16 protein-coding genes are annotated in these 15,941 nt (G+C 42.4%); 12 read left to right on the forward strand and 4 right to left on the reverse strand.

Features of this window, described 5'->3' with window-relative positions:
• Positions 1-1,233, forward strand: a 1,233-nt coding sequence (gene murA / locus CXF78_RS03920) for a UDP-N-acetylglucosamine 1-carboxyvinyltransferase (protein WP_102036034.1), incomplete at its 5' end; no start/stop codon positions are given.
• Positions 1,234-1,342: 109 nt separating this feature from the next.
• Here murA and degS read toward each other — a convergent pair.
• Positions 1,343-2,422, reverse strand: coding sequence for an outer membrane-stress sensor serine endopeptidase DegS (gene degS / locus CXF78_RS03925; RefSeq protein ID WP_011638800.1), 1,080 nt, complete (start codon positions 2,420-2,422; stop codon positions 1,343-1,345).
• Between the two features lie 155 nt (positions 2,423-2,577).
• The gene (gene degQ, locus CXF78_RS03930) at positions 2,578-3,927 is read right to left on the reverse strand and encodes a Do family serine endopeptidase DegQ (protein WP_102036035.1); all 1,350 of its coding nucleotides are present in this window, start codon (positions 3,925-3,927) and stop codon (positions 2,578-2,580) included.
• A 322-nt stretch (positions 3,928-4,249) separates the two neighbouring features.
• Between degQ and zapE the strand changes: the two genes are divergently transcribed.
• From zapE to rlmB, 8 genes are all read left to right on the forward strand, one after another.
• A complete protein-coding gene (gene zapE, locus CXF78_RS03935) occupies positions 4,250-5,362 on the forward strand; it encodes a cell division protein ZapE (protein ID WP_102036036.1) in 1,113 nt (370 codons plus the stop codon).
• 263 nt (positions 5,363-5,625) lie between these two features.
• Positions 5,626-6,054, forward strand: a complete 429-nt coding sequence (gene rplM, locus CXF78_RS03940; protein WP_011638797.1) for a 50S ribosomal protein L13 — start codon at positions 5,626-5,628, stop codon at positions 6,052-6,054.
• Positions 6,055-6,071: 17 nt separating this feature from the next.
• A complete protein-coding gene (gene rpsI, locus CXF78_RS03945; protein ID WP_011494965.1) occupies positions 6,072-6,464 on the forward strand; it encodes a 30S ribosomal protein S9 in 393 nt (130 codons plus the stop codon).
• Between the two features lie 390 nt (positions 6,465-6,854).
• On the forward strand, positions 6,855-7,040 hold the full coding sequence (locus CXF78_RS03950) for a DUF2065 domain-containing protein (RefSeq protein ID WP_102036037.1): 186 nt from the start codon (positions 6,855-6,857) through the stop codon (positions 7,038-7,040).
• Between the two features lie 72 nt (positions 7,041-7,112).
• On the forward strand, positions 7,113-8,408 hold the full coding sequence (locus CXF78_RS03955; RefSeq protein WP_011638795.1) for an adenylosuccinate synthase: 1,296 nt from the start codon (positions 7,113-7,115) through the stop codon (positions 8,406-8,408).
• A gap of 122 nt (positions 8,409-8,530) precedes the next feature.
• Positions 8,531-9,148, forward strand: coding sequence for a tetratricopeptide repeat protein (locus CXF78_RS03960; RefSeq protein WP_374702268.1), 618 nt, complete (start codon positions 8,531-8,533; stop codon positions 9,146-9,148).
• Between the two features lie 37 nt (positions 9,149-9,185).
• Positions 9,186-11,645 (forward strand): ribonuclease R, encoded by a 2,460-nt coding sequence (gene rnr, locus CXF78_RS03965; protein ID WP_102036039.1) that lies wholly within the window; start codon positions 9,186-9,188, stop codon positions 11,643-11,645.
• A 4-nt stretch (positions 11,646-11,649) separates the two neighbouring features.
• Complete coding sequence (gene rlmB / locus CXF78_RS03970; RefSeq protein ID WP_011638792.1) at positions 11,650-12,390, forward strand: 23S rRNA (guanosine(2251)-2'-O)-methyltransferase RlmB; 741 nt, start codon at positions 11,650-11,652, stop codon at positions 12,388-12,390.
• Between the two features lie 205 nt (positions 12,391-12,595).
• Here rlmB and CXF78_RS03975 read toward each other — a convergent pair whose 3' ends face one another.
• Together CXF78_RS03975 and CXF78_RS03980 are read right to left on the reverse strand one after the other, a co-directional pair.
• Complete coding sequence (locus CXF78_RS03975) at positions 12,596-14,020, reverse strand: MFS transporter (protein ID WP_011638791.1); 1,425 nt, start codon at positions 14,018-14,020, stop codon at positions 12,596-12,598.
• A gap of 81 nt (positions 14,021-14,101) precedes the next feature.
• Positions 14,102-14,854: a DUF481 domain-containing protein gene (locus tag CXF78_RS03980; protein WP_011638790.1), complete on the reverse strand. Its 753-nt coding sequence runs from the start codon at positions 14,852-14,854 to the stop codon at positions 14,102-14,104.
• A gap of 216 nt (positions 14,855-15,070) precedes the next feature.
• Here CXF78_RS03980 and rpsF point away from each other — a divergent pair, with 216 nt between their 5' ends.
• The 3 genes from rpsF to rpsR all read left to right on the forward strand — a co-directional run.
• Entirely contained in the window at positions 15,071-15,463 is a 393-nt protein-coding gene (gene rpsF / locus CXF78_RS03985) for a 30S ribosomal protein S6 (RefSeq protein WP_011638789.1), read from the forward strand.
• Positions 15,464-15,484: 21 nt separating this feature from the next.
• Positions 15,485-15,772: a primosomal replication protein N gene (gene priB, locus CXF78_RS03990; protein WP_011638788.1), complete on the forward strand. Its 288-nt coding sequence runs from the start codon at positions 15,485-15,487 to the stop codon at positions 15,770-15,772.
• Between the two features lie 12 nt (positions 15,773-15,784).
• The coding region (gene rpsR, locus CXF78_RS03995) for a 30S ribosomal protein S18 (protein WP_102036040.1) at positions 15,785-15,941 on the forward strand (157 nt) is incomplete at its 3' end.

Raw genomic sequence — 15,941 nt, forward strand, 5'->3', positions numbered from 1 at the left:
AACCCTTTAGCTGGCGAAGTCGTGATCTCTGGTGCAAAAAACGCAGCATTGCCAATTTTAATGGCTGGTGTATTAGCTGAAACAGATTTTATTGTCTCAAATGTGCCTAGCTTACGTGACGTGATCACTAGCTGTGAACTCCTTCGCTGTTTAGGCGCAGAGGTTGAAGACTTGGGCGGTAGCCGCATTCGTATTTCAACCACCAATTTAAATGAATACTGCGCCCCTTATGACTTAGTCAAAACCATGCGTGCTTCTATTCTTATTTTAGGTCCATTGCTTGCCCGTTATGGAACTGCAGATGTTTCTTTGCCTGGCGGCTGTGCTATTGGCGCACGTCCGGTGAATCTGCATTTACATGGCTTAGAGTTAATGGGAGCTAAGATTGAAGTCAAAGAAGGCTACATTAAAGCGCGCGTAGATGGCCGTTTAAAAGGCGCGCATATCTTTATGGATATGGTCAGTGTCGGCGCCACTGAAAACTTGCTTATGGCCGCAGCGTTAGCGGATGGCACCACAGTGATTGAAAATGCTGCCCGTGAGCCTGAAGTCACTGATTTAGCACATTGCTTAATAGCTATGGGTGCAAAGATCACCGGTATTGGTACAGCAACCTTAAAGATTGAAGGGGTTGAACGTTTATCGGGTTGCGAATATCGCGTTATGCCTGATCGGATCGAGACTGGTTCATTCCTCGTTGCTGCTGCTGTAACTCGTGGCAAAATTCGCTGTGTATCAGCAGACCCTAGTGCATTAGAAGCGGTATTATCAAAGCTTGAAGATGCGGGTGCTGAGATCACTACCGGCGAAGATTGGATTGAGCTTGATATGAAAGGTCAACGTCCAAAATCAGTTAATATTAAAACGGCACCATATCCTGCATTTCCAACCGATATGCAAGCGCAATTCTGTGTGTTGAATGCTCTAGCTGAAGGTACTGGCCGTGTTACTGAGACGATTTTCGAGAATCGTTTCATGCACGTTCCTGAACTCATTCGTATGGGTGCGGACATTGAACAGGAAGGCAATACTTGTATTATTCATGGTATTGATCGTTTAAATGGCGCGCAAGTGATGGCGACAGATTTACGTGCATCTGCCAGCTTAGTCATTGCAGGCTTAATGGCTGAGGGAACGACAACTGTGGATCGTATCTACCATTTAGATCGTGGTTACGAGCACATTGAAGCTAAGTTCCAAGGCTTAGGTGCTGAAGTCGTACGAGTTAAATAGCTGGTGTGAAATAACATAACTCAAATGCAGTAGTCATAAACATTACTGCTGACGCATAAAAAAAGCCATTCATTTGAATGGCTTTTTTGTCTGTGAATATTTGCGTTTACTACTCTGCTGCAGGGACTTTTTCTGAAATAATCACCGGTAATGTTTGCTTTTTACCTTCACGAATAATGGTCATATTGACTTTAGTCCCCGGCGTGGTTTCTGCAATTCTGTCCATTAACATTTCAACACCAGGAACATCTTCGTCATTATATTGAGTAATAACATCTCTAGGTGATAAGCGTGCACGTGCAGCCGGTCCATCAGGATCAATACCCGTAACCAACACACCTTTTAAATCAGGCAAGTTGAGTATCTGAGCCATTACAGGGTTTAACGGCTCACCCGAAATTCCTAATGCGCCACGAATAACCCGGCCATGCTTAACCAATTTATCCATAATACTGTGGGCTAATTTAATTGGAATCGCGAAACTAATCCCATTGCCACCATTATCACCACCCACTTGGAATGCGGCAGTATTAATGCCAATTAATTCACCACTGGTGTCGATTAATGCGCCGCCAGAATTGCCTGCATTAATGGCGGCATCAGTTTGTAGAAAGTCTAAGTAACCTGAACTTAAGCCGTTACGTCCTGTTGCACTGATAATCCCTTGGGTAATGGTTTGGCCAATATTATAAGGATTGCCAATGGCCAATACCACATCACCTACTTGGGCGAGCTTATTAAGATTAATCGGCACGATTGGTAAATTGTCACCTTCAATCTTGAGCACTGCTAAATCAGTTTCGGGATCTGAACCAACCACTTCAGCAGTAAATTTGCGCCCATCTTGCAGTGCAATCACAATCTCATCAGCTTTTTTTATCACATGGTAATTGGTTAACACATAACCTTCTTTACTCATTATGACTCCTGAGCCGAGGCCTTGAAGTGAGCTTGAATTGAGTGGATTATGTTGATCAATGCTAAGGCTATAAATATTCGCAACGGCAGGGGCTGCACGGCGGACCGCTTTAGCAAAAGATAATTCTGAGCCATTATTGCTTACATTCGTTAAGCTATGGTTGAGCGAGGAGTTTTGTGTCAAAGAGGTTATGGCTAAGAAAACAGCTGCCATGACTAGACCAAATACCACAGCTTTAGTTATATAGATGCAAGTGTCTTTTAGGTTCATGGCGTGAATAATTGTTAAAAAAAATGGCTGTTATATTAACATAGCTCAAAAAATTAAGCATCGACCAAACGTTTGCCGATGCTTAATTCCTTAACTGATATCACACTCAATAATCGAATGATTGTCATCGAGTGTGATCTAGTGGGGTGACGATACTAGCGTAAAACAAGATATAGCAAGTTGTTATCACGTAATATTTTTAGCGCGACAGAGCTTTGATTGTCTTTTAGCATTTCTTTTAATGCTTTCAGGCTGGTCACTTTGTTGCGATTAAGTCCCACTATTAAGTCGCCTTTCTGTAAACCACTCATTGCAGCTGGCGAGCCTTGAGCAATCTCAGTGATCTGGATGCCTTTCTTGCTGTCTTCTAAGGTTGCGCCTTGTAACATAGGGTGTACGTTACCCGCTTCTGCTTCGACTTTATCCGCTTCACCTAAAGTTGCTTTAATGGTCTTTTTATCACCGTCACGAATAATCCCAAATTCTACTTCAGCACCTGCGCCCATAGTGGCAACTTTTGCACGAAGTTCTTGGAAGGTTTTAATGCTACGGCCATTCAGGCTGGTAATAATATCACCCGCTTTTAGTCCGGCTTTGTCAGCTGCGCTCTTTGGCATGACTTCATTCACAAAGCCACCATGTTGAGTGTCTAAACCAAACGCTTTAGCGAGTTCATTATCAAGGTCTCGTCCTGATACTCCGAGCACGCCACGTCTTACTTCACCGTGTTCAATAATTTGCTCTACAAGGTTATTCACCATATTGGCAGGGATTGCGAAACCAATACCGACGTTACCACCATTAGGGGCGACAATGGCGGTATTAATTCCGATGAGTTCACCTTTTAAGTTAACTAATGCACCGCCCGAGTTACCACTATTTATAGCTGCATCGGTTTGGATAAAGTTTTCGAGCATTTCAATGCCTAAACCACTTCGGCCTAGCGCGCTGACTATCCCTGACGTGACGGTTTGTCCAAGACCAAATGGGTTACCAATGGCCACTGCAAAATCACCGACGCGAATTTCATCAGAATCAGTTTGTTTAATAGCTATTAAGTTTTTTGCTTCAATTTGAAGTAGGGCAATATCAGATTCTTTATCTGCACCGATTAGTTTTGCTTTAACTTCACGGCCATCATGTAAACCAATTTGGATATCGTCTGCACCATTGATTACATGGTTATTGGTAATGATGTAGCCTTTGTCTGCATCAATAATAACGCCTGAACCTAAACCTCTAAAAGGGCGTTCTTGAACTTGTTCTTGTGGTGCATTAGGACCAAAGAAGTAGCGAAACACATCCGGTACTCGTTGTTTTGAAACTTGGGTGCCCGATACTGCTACCGACACAACCGCTGGCGTTGTCCGTTCTAACATTGGCGCTAAGCTAGGAATGGCTTGCCCGTCGACGGCTTGTGGAATTGCAGCGAATGATAGCGCGGGTGTCATGGCTAACGATGCAGTTAATAACGCAGCAGAAAGTAAGCTTAATTTGGTTTTCATCTATGGATAGCTCCTGTATGCATTCAAGTTTGATAACATAAAATATGTGGCTTGATGGCATGATTTCAAAGTTAAATATCGTTAATCATTTTTGTTAGTGTGTTGCCGTGAGTTTGTTTGGTGATGTCCTAAAATGGTGGGCATGTCAGCACAATGATAAGCAAACAATAAGCAAATTTACGTTAATCAATCAGAGTAGTGGTCATCGTGTTAGTTCCATTTTTATTAACAAAGGTTAATTTGATCCGTTGAAGCCATTACTCGTATTGATTGTTTAATGTTATTATTCGCAGCAATTATTTGATGTAAGAGAGTCGTAATCGTGTCGCAGTTAACCCCTTGGCAGCATTATCAGCAAGACCTTACCCGAGATGATTTTTCACATGATGCCGCACAAGAACAAGCGGTTAAGTCACTACAACGAGTCTATGATGAATTAATTGTCGCGGCTAAACCTGCATCTAGCGTGAGTAAATTATTTAGCGCAATAGGAATCAAGTCGACACCTACACCAGTAAAAGGTTTGTATTTATGGGGTGGCGTTGGCCGGGGTAAAACCTATCTGATGGACACCTTTTTTGATGCATTGCCAACAGATCGAAAATTACGCGCTCATTTCCACCGCTTTATGCACCAAATTCATCATGACTTAGGTGAACTCAAAGGTGTGCAAGATCCTCTGCTTACTATTGCAAAAAAGATGGCTTCGCAATATCAAATTATCTGTTTCGATGAGTTTTTTGTGTCGGATATCACCGATGCCATGCTGCTAGGAACGTTATTTCAAGCATTATTTAAAGAAGGGGTTGCCCTCGTCGCTACCTCAAATATCATTCCTGATGAATTATACAAAAATGGCTTACAACGGGTGCGCTTTTTACCTGCCATAGCCTTGATTAACCAACACTGTGAAATCTTAAATGTTGATTCTGGAATTGATTACCGTCTGCGTACTTTAGAGCAGGCAGAGATTTATCATTATCCACTCGATGAACAAGCTGACATCAATTTATTACATTACTTTGACCAGTTGGCGCCGGAATCTGAAAAACTTACTGCTCCTATAGACGTTGATGGACGTGCAATTCGAATTCGTCAGCAGTCGCAAGGGGTGCTGTTAATCAACTTCCGCGATTTATGTGATGGGCCTCGCTCACAGCGTGACTATATGGAAATGGCTTGCCTCTATCATACTGTGCTGGTGAGTGGTTTAGAGCAAATGGGCTCACAGCAAACGGGTGATGATATTGCCAGACGCTTCTTGGCTATGGTTGATGAATTCTACGAAAGAAATGTCAAATTGATTATTTCAGCCCAAGTCGAATTGGAACATATTTATACCGATGGCCAGTTAAATTTTGAATTCAGACGCTGTCGTTCAAGGCTGATTGAAATGCAATCAAGAGAGTATCTGGCGCTGGAACATTTGCCTTAAACTTGTAAACGATACTTTTTGAAAAGTCGGGCATTTTTTGATCATCGCTCATTGAGTGATTTATTTGAAATATTATCAAAAAGCAGGTGATCTTTGCTGTGGCTTTGCGTATAATCTGCGACCTGCCCGCGTTAATCCGCCAATTTGGGCGGAAGTTGTAAGCCAATATTCATGTTCGAAGGGGCAAGAATCGGTAATTTTGTGTTGATTGCAACCTGCAGTCGGCATGTGAGACAGAAAATTAACTTTGGGTTTTTGTAATAATGAAGACTTTTACTGCTACACCAGAAACTGTAACTCGTGACTGGTTTGTTGTTGACGCTGAAGGCAAAACTTTAGGCCGTATCGCAACTGAAATCGCAACTCGCTTACGTGGCAAGCATAAGCCAGAATACACTCCACACGTTGACACTGGTGATTATATCATCGTTATCAATGCTGAAAAAGTGACTGTAACTGGTAATAAAGCTGCTGGTAAGATCTACTACTCTCATTCAGGCTTCATTGGTGGCATTAAGCAAATCAGCTTTGAGAAGCTTCAAGCTCATAAGCCTGAAATGATCATCGAGAAAGCAGTTAAGGGTATGTTACCAAAAGGTCCTTTGGGCCGTGCCATGTTCCGTAAGCTTAAAGTTTACGCTGGCACAGAACATAACCACGCTGCACAACAACCACAAGTTCTTGATATCTAAACGGGAGGAGTAAGCAAATGTCTGCAACTCAGTACTACGGCACTGGCCGTCGCAAAACATCTACAGCTCGCGTTTTCGCTAAAGCAGGTAGTGGCAATATCGTTGTAAACCAACGTCCTTTGGATGTATATTTTGGTCGTGAAACTGCTCGTATGGTTGTTCGTCAACCATTAGAATTAGTTGAAATGACTGATAAATTAGACATCTATGTAACTGTAAAGGGCGGTGGTACTACTGGCCAAGCTGGTGCAATTCGTCACGGTATTACCCGTGCATTATTGCAACTAGATGAAGCTTTACGTCCTACTCTACGTAGCGCTGGTTTTGTTACCCGTGATGCACGTAAAGTTGAACGTAAGAAAGTTGGTCTACGTAAAGCACGTCGTAAGCCACAGTTCTCTAAGCGTTAATTCGTTTTTTGGATTCAAAAAACCCAGCATTTGCTGGGTTTTTTATTGCCTAAAATTTATCGTGTAAAATGTGCTTTGTGTGTTAATGAGGTTGTATAGCATCAATGTGAATAGGCCAGAAACATCGGCTGAAAGGTACATAACCTGAACTTGAGATAACAAACGCCTCGCAAGCAGCCCTTTGTCTTGCTAACTGCGTTATTTTTACACAAGCAGGCTTGTAATAGGTCAGCCATTGGCGCGTCAATTCGTCTTGTTAGTAAGATAAATAACAAGTTTGATAGTGGTTAATGACTAAACTTTGATCTTTATAATTATATTCTCATCTCTTAACACTAGTTGAGGTTACATAATTAATGGAATTGGTATCAGTTAAAAAGAGGCTAAAACATGAATTTACCATTGTTAATGACCGCATTTGGCTTAGTTTTAATTATTGAAGGGCTTGGTCCGTTACTTTTTCCTAACAAGTGGCAAAAATATTTATTAGAGCTTTCTACACAAAAGCAAAATGTTCTCAGACGCTTAGGTGGATGTTTAGTTACTGCAGGAATTGTTTTATTGATTATTTTTTAATAAAACACTTGCCTATAACCCCCTAAAATCTGTTAAAATTCTATTTTATACCACAAGACGTTGCAGCTAATAATGGGCAAAAATGTAGTCGTACTCGGCACTCAATGGGGTGACGAAGGCAAAGGTAAGATTGTCGACCTTTTAACAGAACAGGCAAAATACGTAGTTCGTTACCAAGGCGGCCATAATGCCGGTCATACTTTGGTAATTGATGGTGAAAAAACCGTTCTTCATCTTATTCCGTCAGGCATTTTACGTGATAACGTAAAATGTATTATCGGTAATGGTGTGGTTGTTGCTCCTGATGCGTTGATGAAAGAAATCAACATGCTAAAAGGACGCGGCGTACCTGTCGAAGAACGTTTATTAATTTCTGAAGCATGTCCGCTTATCCTTCCATTCCATTGTGCATTGGATATTGCTCGCGAGAAAGCTCGCGGTAATCAAGCCATTGGTACAACGGGTCGTGGTATTGGTCCTGCATATGAAGACAAAGTATCTCGTCGCGGTTTACGCATCGGTGATTTGTTTAATGCAGAACTTTTTGCGACTAAGTTACAAGAAGTGATGAAATATCATAACTTCATGCTAACTGAGTACTACAAAGTTGAAGCCGTTGATTATCAGCAAACACTTGATGATGCATTAGCGATTGCTGATTATCTAAAAAGCATGTGTACTGATGTTAGTGAAATGCTTGATGTTGCGCGTAAAGCGGGTGAGCCAATTTTGTTTGAAGGCGCTCAAGGCACATTATTGGATATCGACCACGGTACTTATCCATTTGTGACTTCATCAAACACGACAGCTGGTGGTGTTGCGACTGGTTCAGGTTTTGGTCCTCGTCATTTAGACTATGTTTTAGGCATCATGAAAGCTTATACGACTCGCGTCGGTGCTGGTCCATTCCCAACAGAATTAGCCAATGAAATTGGTGATTATATTGGTGAGAAAGGCCAAGAGTTTGGTGCAACAACTGGTCGTAAGCGTCGTCCAGGTTGGTTGGATGCTGTGGCAATGCGCCGCGCAGTTCAAATCAACAGCGTTAGTGGTTTTTGTTTAACTAAATTAGACGTTTTAGACGGCCTAAAAGAAGTTAAAATTTGTGTTGGCTATCAATATGCTGATGGAACAGTTTCAAAGGTTACGCCTTTGGCTGCAGAAGGATATGATTTAGTTACTCCAATATATGAAACCATGCCTGGTTGGAGTGAAACCACTTTTGGTGCCACAACAATCGAGCAATTGCCTCCAGCGGCAATAAATTATATCAAGCGTCTCGAAGAGTTATTAGAAACGCCTATTGATATTATCTCTACTGGGCCGGACAGAAATGAAACCATGATTCTGGTTAATCCGTTCAAGTAAACTAAACAGGCCGCGATAAGCGGCCTTTTTAATGGGCGCAATTAACGGTAGTAACAGTTTCTATTCAAGAAATACGCTATACTGCCGATGGATAAGTCATGAAAGTGTCATCGAGAATCCTTATGTTGCGTATCTGTTTATTATTGTTGAGTGTGGTTTCGATCAATGTATTTGCGGTGACAGAAGCTGTCGATATCTATAGCGATCAACAATTGATTTCGCTCATCCGCTCAAATCAATATTTACAACGCGTAAAAGCAGATGACTGTCAGCTGGTTCAAGACATTGAAGCCCGTGCAGAAGTATTACAGCAACCCATGTATCAGTTTTTATGGGGCGAAATGCTTAATAATGGTGTTTGTGTCAAGGCTCATCCTTCTCGCGGCATGGCGCTACTGCAAACCTCAGCTGAGCAAGGTAGTGCAGAAGCGATGGTAAAATTGGCAGATTATTATTATCGCGGTAAACTAGTGATTAAAGATCCCAATCGTGCAGTGCAATACGTGTTGCCTGCTGCAGCGAACGGTGATTTAACCGCAAGAATGACACTGGTTCGTTTCTTTGGTGAAGGCTATGGAAGTCCTGCCGATTATGAACTTGGCTATCATTGGTTATATAACAGTATATTTGATGACGACGCCCAACAGAAAAAGGCCTCGTCTTTATTGCAGATGCTCGCTGCAAAAATGCCCGCCAGTATTGTGGCCAGGGCACAGCAGCCTCAGCTGTACAAACGTTAAAGGCTCCAAAATATGGAGCGAATTATTTGGAAATTGAATGATCAACGATCCTCATTTTGAGAGAGAACAAGACAAGTACGACAATCCTATTCCTAGCCGTGAGTATATTTTAGAATACTTGCGCGCCCAAAAGTCTCCTGTTACCCGCGATAAAATAGCTGAAGCATTATCCATTACAGATGAAGTGCCATTAGAGGCCCTACGTCGTCGTTTACGTGCAATGGAACGTGATGGCCAGCTAGTTTTTACCCGCGGTCAAAGTTATGGCTTACCTGAACGAATGGATTTATTGTCTGGTACCGTTTTAGGCCATCGCGATGGATTCGGCTTTTTTAAGCCAGATGAAGGCGGTGATGACTTATTTATTAATAATCGCGACATGCTGATGTATTTCCATGGCGATAAAGTGCTTGCTCAAAAAGCGGGTACCGATCGTCGTGGTCGTCGAGAAGCACGAATAGTCCGCTTAGTTCATGAGCGAACGGCTGCATTAGTTGGCCGTTATCATGTCGATGGCGGCATGGGGTTTGTGATTGCTGACGACAGACGCATCACCCAAGAAATATTAATCGCCAGCGAAGATACTCTAGGCGCGCGTGCCGGTGATGTTGTTGTGGTTGAGTTAACTCGTCGCCCTGGTCGTTTTGTTAAAGCTGCAGCGAAAGTGACCGAAGTCTTAGGTAAGACAATGGCACCGGGTATGGAAATTGAAATTGCATTACGTAATTATGATTTACCACATACTTGGTCAGCGATTATTGAGAAAAAACTCAAACGTATTCCTGATGAAGTTACCGAAGAAGATAAATTAGGTCGCGTAGATTTACGTCATTTACCGTTAGTCACTATTGATGGCGAAGATGCCCGTGATTTTGATGACGCGGTGTATGCTGAGGCAAAACCAAGTGGTGGCTGGCGTTTATGGGTAGCAATTGCTGATGTGAGTCATTATGTTCGCACTGATTCAGCCTTAGATACTGAAGCGCGCTCACGTGGTAACTCGGTATATTTCCCATCGCAAGTTATCCCAATGTTGCCTGAGAAAATATCTAATGGTTTATGTTCATTAAAGCCAAAAGTCGACCGTTTATGTATGGTCGCTGAAATGACCATTTCTGCAGCGGGTAAGTTATCTGGTACTAAGTTCTACCCTGCGGTAATGCACTCTCATGCACGTTTTACCTATACCCAAGTTGCCGACATGCTAGAAGGTGGCGCAATTGCTCCTGAGCATGAAGCACTATTCCCACATTTGTTGTGTTTGCAGTCGTTATATCTGATCTTAGATGAGCGCCGAGCAGAGCGTGGGGCAATTGCTTTTGAAACATTAGAAACCCAGTTCATTTTTAATGAGCAACGTAAAATTGATAAAATTGTCCCAAGAGGCCGCAATCAAGCACATAAAATCATTGAAGAATGTATGATTTTAGCCAATGTGGCGTCGGCGAAATTTGTTAAAAAACACAAAGGTGAAGTGCTATATCGTGTTCACGAAGCACCATCAGAGCAAAAACTGGCTAATTTTAAAGAGTTTCTTGCTGAGCGCGGTTTAAGCATGGATGGCGGATTAGAACCGACTCCGACTGACTATCAAAATCTGATGTTAAAAATTGCTGACCGTCCTGACTTTGAGTTAATTCAGGTGATGTTATTGCGCTCAATGCGCCAGGCCGTTTACAGCCCAGACAACGAAGGTCACTTTGGTTTGGCATTAGAAGCTTATTCGCATTTTACGTCGCCAATTCGTCGTTATCCTGACTTAGTTTTACATCGAGTGATCAAATATTTACTCGCTAAAGAGCTGGGTAATGCCAACGATAAATGGACTCAAGATGGTGGTTATCTCTATCAGATTGAAGAGTTAGATGCATTAGGTGAAGAATGTTCTACCACTGAGCGTCGTGCAGACGAAGCAACCCGTGATGTGAGTGATTGGTTGAAATGTGAATATATGCAAGATCACGTCGGCGACACCTTCGACGCGGTCATTGCCTCAGTCACTAGCTTTGGTTTATTTGTCAGATTAAACGAATTATTTATTGATGGGCTAGTACATATTTCAAGTCTTGCCAGTGACTATTATCAATTCGATCCAATGCGTCAGCGGTTAATTGGTGAAAATTCTCGCCAAGTATATCAAGTCGGCGATCCTGTGACGGTTAAAGTTGCGGCGGTGAATCTTGATGATCGTCAAATTGATTTATTGATGGTAGGTGACAACACTAAAGGTGCGGGTAAAACGGCGCGTAAAGGTAGCAAGCCTACAACCGCACGCCAGCGAGTCAATGCAGAAGGTGCTAAGTCAGCACGAGGTAAGTCATCTGTAAAGTCTGATAAGCCTAAAGCCAGCAAGCGTCGTTCAAGCGGAAAAGCTTCATCTCCAGCGGCAAAACCAGCGGCGGTAAAAAAACCTTCTGCAGTTGCACAAAAATCGGATGCAGCAAAACCAGATTCTAGCGTTAAGAAAAACCCTGCCAAGCGCAGCAAGAGAAAGTAATTAAATGAAAAAACAAGATACCATTTTTGGCATTCACGCCGTTCAAGCTTTGTTAGATAACAGCCCTGAACGTGTCATTGAACTTTGGCTGTTACAAGGCCGTGATGACGAACGCCTAACCCCATTAATTAATCTAGCGTCAACCTTTGGTACAACACTACAACGTGCTGCACGTAAAGTGTTAGATGACAAAGCGGGTAGCTCACAGCACCAAGGTATTGTGGCTCGCGTTAAGGCTGTTAAGCCTTTGACTGAAAAAGATTTAGATGAGTTACTTGATAAAACAGCAGTGCCTTTTTTATTGATTTTAGACGGTGTAACTGACCCACATAATCTTGGTGCATGTTTGCGTAATGCTGATGCGGCCGGGGTGCATGCGGTTATCGTACCAAAAGATAACTCAGTAGGGTTAACTTCAACCGTAAGCAAAGTTGCTTGTGGCGCAGCAGAAACCATACCGTTATTTCAAGTGACTAACCTTGCTCGTACCATGCGTCACTTGCAAGATAAAGGTGTTTGGATTGTAGGTACTGCAGGCGAAGCCGAGGGTAATGTATACCAAGCAGACCTTAAAGGGCCGTTAGCCATTGCTATGGGCGCAGAAGATAAAGGTTTGCGTCGCTTATCGCGCGAAGGTTGTGATTCACTCGTATCAATTCCAATGTCTGGAAGTGTGTCTAGTCTCAACGTGTCTGTTGCCACTGGTGTTTGCTTATTTGAAGCGGTTAGACAGCGTTTAGGCTAATCAACCATAGATTAGCTTTGCTGCTAGCTGTATAACAAAATAATACAATCAAAAAACGGCGATATTAATCGCCGTTTTTTATTATCTAAAGCTCAAGATATTGAGTGTTTTACAAACTGCTTTAACCTTTTTATTAATTCAAAGCGGCTAATGCGTTCAGTTTAAATAAGTGCACTTTATATATATATGCAGCTTAGATAATCAATTAACGTCTACCGATCTCATTATCGACATCTTCGTCATCCAATTCTTCATGCCCCAAACTGTCATCGTTTACTACGCTAGCATAAGCAGTATTATAACCTGCTTGCTCATCGGCATCTTCAAGCTCATCGTCGGTTGGATCTGGCACGCTATCAAATGCATCCTCGGAAGGATTGATCATTTGCTCGTTGACCATTTCAATATCCACACGTGGATCGAATGATGCCGCTAACGGTGAGCTGACTAAATCACCACCGGCCATAATGTAATCTCCAGTGGCTGTTTGCTCGGCTTTTTGGCGCAAATTAATCCACAGTAGTCTTACTAATAAGGTAAACGAACAGATTGCCATAAATCCATATAGCATTTGGTCACCCAAGACCTGCATTAAACCAGAAGCGACTAAGGGGCCAATACTTGCTCCAATACCAAAGGTCACTAATATGGTAGCCGACAGTCCTACTCGTTCGTGTTGATCTACCCGCGAGTTCGCTAAGGCCGTTGCTAATGGGTATAAGGTGAACGCCAAAATACCAAATAAACTGGTTAATATTAATGAATACACAGAGTGGAATGGAACGACCGTAATAATTAATACGATAACGCCCAATAATGTGCAGTTAATGCGAATTAATAAGCTGCGAGAAATAATGTCAGATAATTTACCCATTGGCCATTGGGCTAACAGCCCAGCAAAAATGGTACAAGACATGTAGAGTGCAACATGTTCAGGGTCAATGCCTTTGGCTGTGGCATAAGATGGCGCTAAACCATAAAAACAACCAACAATCATGCTTCCTAACGCTATTGTCGTTAAGGCTTGAGGTGCGCGTTTCCAATACAGACCCATTTGTAATGGCGCCGGAGTCAACGGTTCTGGGTGGATTCTGCGAGTGATTGAAATAGGCACAATGCATAATGCAAAGCATATGGCGATTAACAGCAGTGGTTCTATGCCTAAATCGGGATATAAGCTAATGGCTCCCTGGCCAGCCATTAACCCTAAGTAAGATACAATCATGTAACTAGCAAACACGGTGCCACGTTGACTATTTTCGGCCTGCTCATTGAGCCAGCTTTCTAACACCATATATTGGCACATCATTCCCATACCAACGGCAAGGCGCAATACTAACCATATGGTTAAGTTGTCGATTAAGGCGTGACCCAGTGCAGATGCTGTGACGATTCCAGCACAAGCAACAAAAGCTCGAATATGGCCCACTTGAGCGATAAGTTTATGGCCAACTTTGGAACCGCACACAAGACCAATATAGTAGGCAGACATCATGCCACCAATCCATATTTGTGGCACTTGCATAGTAGTCAGGCTTAAGCCCAAGTAGGTTGTTAGTAAACCTGCGGCAAGTACCATTAAAAAGGTGGTGCTATATAAGGATGCAAAACTGCGTAGCGGGCTGTCCATAACTGCGCCTTTATTGATTCAGTAGGGCTACGTTAGCCCTACTGATTGATTGTCTTGTTACGCTTCATTTGCGATCAATAATTATTGAAACGTGTACAACAAGTTGAATGTGGTGACGGTGTCGGTGTTTTTACTTTCATCAGGAACCACTTCAGTGTACTTGATGTTCATACCGATTTTAAATGCCCAATCTTGAATAAATGTATTTTTATAACTCATATCAAGGGTTAACGTGTTGTTATCTAAGCCTGTTTCAGCTGTTACGTCGGCATTGAAGCTAGTGTACTCTTGCAGTTTTACCGTATATTTAGCCGCTGAACGTAAAATTACATCACGGTTTTCATCAGGGTTTGGCTCGGCAATACTGGCTTGCGGTTGGTCATAACGATAACCTGGGCCAGCTTCAAGGCTCAATTTGGTTTTATAGTTTTTAATTAGGTCAAAACCATAACCAGTAGAAATAGTCGAAATTCGGGTATAAGAACCAAACTCGTTCCAGGTAAATTCACCACGACCAAACACATAACCACGTTCTAATTTATAGTTAGACTGTAAAAACAATTCGTACTTTTCCGCAGTAGACTCAGTTCCATCAGCAGCATAATAAGCCTTTAATGTCGCTTCTTGTTTGGTGCTCGGCGAGTCGTAAGTTAAATAAGTACGGCCGTTGAAGTTTTTAGTTTCGTTGTTACCGCTGTTTAACTGTAAACCGGCTTCAACTTCAGCATTAAAACTACTAGGCGGTTCTTGATAATCCGGTGGTACTAATGCCCATGCCGGAGCAGACAATAAAAAGAGGCAGCATGTTGTGACTATGTTTTTCATGGTTATCATTAGAGTGTTTTATTCTTGACGGCGTAAACGCGGTATTTTGGACTGCCGCCATCATACCTGTATTCAAGATTGCTGAAAAGAGTGAGTTAGTGCTTGAGTTTATTGCGCGCTTTATGTATCATCGCGCGCTCAAATCAGTCACTTTAATTCGTTCCTTGCCTCCACATTGGTCTGACTGAGCCAGAAAAGAGGCTACTTAACCGTAAGGAGCAATAAATGCGTCATTATGAAATCGTATTTATGGTTCACCCAGATCAAAGTGAACAAGTCCCAGGTATGATTGAGCGTTACACCGGTGTTATCACCGCTGCTAATGGTACAGTCCACCGTTTAGAAGATTGGGGCCGTCGTCAATTGGCTTACCCGATCCAAGACCTACATAAAGCTCACTATGTTCTTTTGAACGTAGAAGCATCTGCAGAGTCTATCGAAGAACTAGAAACAGCTTTCCGTTTCAACGACGCTGTTCTGCGTAACATGGTAATGCGCACTAAAGCTGCCGTTACTGAAGCTTCTCCTATGGCAAAAGCAAGAGACGAGCGTGATTCACGTCGTTCACCTTCTGATGACCGTAATGTAGAAGAAAGCGCTGAAGAAAACGCTGAATAATTTTTTGTGAATAATCACTTAATGTTGTCTGGAACGATAACTCGTTCAAGGCGATTAGATAGTCCTAGCGGTATAGCCCATGTGGTTATAACGGTAGAACATAAATCACAACGACAAGAAGTAGAAATGTTGAGAAACGTCTACTGTTTGATTCAAGTGGTATTAAGTGGTCCGCGCTTTGATAGCGTTGCAAATAAATTACAAGCAGGTGTGCAAGTTGATGTTGAAGGGTTTCTTTCACTACAACAAGGGCGAAATGGACAAAACCGTTTAGTCTTGCATGCTGAAAATGTCGAATTGAAAACTTAGGAGACTGTCAAAATGGCACGTTATTTCCGTCGTCGCAAGTTCTGCCGCTTCACCTCTGAAGGTGTTGTCGAGATTGATTACAAAGATATCGTTACTTTAAAGAACTACATCACTGAAAGCGGCAAGATTGTTCCTAGCCGTATCACTGGTACCAGTGCTAGATATCAAC

Origin of the sequence: Shewanella sp. 11B5, assembly GCF_002836795.1 — a bacterium.
Taxonomy (GTDB): Bacteria; Pseudomonadota; Gammaproteobacteria; order Enterobacterales; family Shewanellaceae; genus Shewanella; species Shewanella frigidimarina.